This is a genomic window from Frankia sp. CeRuru1 (assembly GCF_977966315.1).
Window position 1 is genome coordinate 1 of the sequence record NZ_CDWWEW010000517.1, and the last position, 2,799, is coordinate 2,799.

Consider the following 2,799-nt stretch of genomic DNA (forward strand, 5'->3'; position numbering starts at 1 on the left):
GTTGTCGTCTGGCGCTGCCCCTGGATCGACGCGAGCCCGCCACCGGTGCGCCGCGACGACGTCGACGGCCTCGTCGACCGGCTGGCCGCCGGTCGCCTCGACGACGCGCTGATCCTCACCTCGTTCCACCAGAATCCGCTGCCGCTGGCCCTGCTGCTGCGGATGGCCGGCGTCGGGCGAATCGCCGCCGTGAGCGAGGACTACCCCGGCACGCTGCTCGACGTCCGCCACCACCTGCCCGAGACGGGGCTGCACGAGGTCACCAGAGCCCTGTCGACCGCGGCGGCGCTCGGCTACCGGCTACCGGACGAGGACGACGGGCTGCTCGCGGTCCGCCAGCCGCTGCCGGACCCGACCCCCCTGATCGGCCCGGAGCCGTACGTCGTCCTGCATCCGGGCGCCTCGGTGGCCGCCCGACGCTGGAACCCGCCGCGGTTCACGGTGGTGGTGCGCCGGCTGGCTGGCCGGGGACACCGGGTCGTCGTGACCGGTGGACCCGACGAGGTGGGGCTCACCGCCACCGCGGCCGGGCTCACCGCCACCGCGGCCGGCCGCCTGCCCGGCGTGCATGACCTCGGCGGGCGCACGGACTTGGCGGGCCTCGCCGGCGTCCTGGAGCGGGCCGGCGCGGTGGTCGTCGGCAACACCGGCCCCGCGCATCTCGCCGCCGCGGTCGGCACCCCGATCGTCTCCCTGTTCGCCCCGACAGTGCCGGCCGAACGGTGGCGGCCCTACACCTCCCGGCACGTCCTGCTCGGCGACCAGGCGATCGGCTGCGCCGGATGCCGGGCCCGGGACTGCCCGGTGCCCGGCCATCCCTGTCTGAACACCGTCGAACCCGACGAGGTCGTCGACGCCGTGGAGACGGTTCTCGCCTTCCCCGTCGTCACCGTTCCCCCCGCCCGGCAGGAGGTCCTGGAGGCCCCTTGATGAAGGTCCCGACGAAGGTCCCGACGAAGGTCTCGATGGTTTCCGAGCATGCCAGCCCGCTCGCGGCACTCGGCGGTGTCGACGCGGGCGGGCAGAACATCCACGTCGCCTCGCTGGCCGATGCCCTGGCCCGCCGGCAGGTCGACGTCATCGTGCACACCCGCCGGGACGACCCCGACCTGCCGCGCCGCGTCAGGCGCGGGGAAGGCGTCCAGGTCGACCATGTGCGTGCCGGTCCCGCCAGATTCGTTCCTAAAGACGAACTTCTCCCCTACATGGACGACTTCGCCGCCGACCTGCACGAGCAGTGGCGACGGTGCCGTCCCGACGTCGTCCACGCGCACTTCTGGATGTCCGGGCTCGCCGCGCTGCGGGCCGCCCGGCCGCTGGGCATCCCGGTGGTGCTCACGATGCACGCCCTGGGCGTGGTGAAACGCCGCCACCAGGGCCGCAGGGACACCTCGCCACCGGAACGCGTCGCCATCGAACAGCGGCTCGTCGGCGACGTCGACCAGCTCCTCGCCACCTGCACGGACGAGGTGTTCGAGCTGGTCCGGCTGGGGGCGCCGCGCGGGCGGGTCAGCGTGGTGCCCTGCGGGGTGGACCTGTCCCGGTTCACCCCGCACGGATGGGCCCGGCCGCGGCGCGGCGACCGCGTCCGGCTGCTGTTCGTCGGTCGTCTGGTGGAACGTAAAGGGGTCGGCAACGTCATCAGCACGCTGCCCCATCTGCCGGCGGCCGACCTCGTCGTCGTGGGTGGTCCCGATCCGGCGCACCTCGACACCGACCCGGAGGTGGACCGGCTGCGTCGGCTGTCGGTCGAGCTGGGCGTCGCCGACCGGACGAGCTTCATCGGGCGCGTCGACCACGACGAACTGCCCGCCCTCTACCGCTCCGCCGATGTCGTCACCTGCGTGCCCTGGTACGAACCGTTCGGCATCGTCCCACTGGAGGCGATGGCCTGCGGCGTGCCCGTCGTCGCCTCGGCCGTCGGCGGTCTCGTCGACACGGTCGTGGACGGCAAGACCGGCCTGCACGTGCCACCACGGTCCCCGGAACGGATCGTTGAGGCCCTTGCCGAGCTGATGGGCGACCCCGCGTGGCGGCGGGAACTCGGCGAGCAGGGCGCCCGGCGCGCCCGCGCCCTGTTTTCCTGGGACCGGGTGGCCACGCTGACCCTGGGCAGCTACCAGCGGTTGACCCGCCACGGCACGTCCCGCTTCGGCCGTCCCTATCTCCCGGCGGGGGTCTGACCCATGGACCGACCGGCACCAACACCGGCGCCGGGACCGGCACCGCTCCCGGCGGCATGCCAGCCGATGCCGTCCGGGCGCGGCCACGTCGCCGCGTTGCAGCTGGCGCTGGACGGACTCGACGTCGACCGGCTCGCCGCCTGGGGGACCCGGCTGGCCGAGGTCCTGGCCGCGGGCGGCCGGCTGCTCGCCGCCGGCAACGGCGGATCCGCCGCCGAAGCCCAGCATCTGACCGCGGAGCTGGTCGGCCGGTTCCGCGACGACCGGGCCCCGATGTCGGCCATCCCGCTGCACGCTGACACCTCCTCGCTGACCGCGATCGGCAACGACTTCGGCTACGACGACGTGTTCGCCCGCCAGGTGCGCGCCCACGGCCGGCCCGGCGACGTCCTGATACTGCTGTCCACCTCGGGCCGCAGCGCCAATCTGCTGCACGCGGCCGACGCGGCCCGGGAGCTGGGCCTGACAACGTGGGCGCTGGTCGGCCGGGCCGACAGCCCACTGGCGGCCGCCTGCGACGAGATCGTGGCGACCGGGCGCGCAGGCGAGAGCGAACCGCGCGAGAACGAACCGCGCGAGAACGAACCGCGCGAGAACGAACCGCGCGAAAACGAAC

Annotated in this window: 3 protein-coding genes; all 3 read left to right on the forward strand. The window is 74.1% G+C overall.

The window, feature by feature from the left end:
• Positions 1-930: glycosyltransferase family 9 protein (locus AC08OP_RS23695; RefSeq protein ID WP_476616193.1), on the forward strand; the 930-nt coding region annotated here is incomplete at its 5' end.
• Positions 930-2,183, forward strand: coding sequence for a glycosyltransferase (locus tag AC08OP_RS23700; protein WP_476616194.1), 1,254 nt, complete (start codon positions 930-932; stop codon positions 2,181-2,183). The genes AC08OP_RS23695 and AC08OP_RS23700, both read left to right, overlap by 1 nt.
• 66 nt (positions 2,184-2,249) lie before the next feature.
• Positions 2,250-2,799 (forward strand): D-sedoheptulose-7-phosphate isomerase (locus AC08OP_RS23705; protein WP_476616195.1); only part of this gene is annotated, 550 nt, incomplete at its 3' end.

Bases quoted from the DNA above. Each gene is read 5' to 3' on its own strand.
- AC08OP_RS23700 (WP_476616194.1), top strand. From the start codon at position 930: ATGAAGGTCCCGACGAAGGTCCCGACGAAGGTCTCGATGGTTTCCGAG.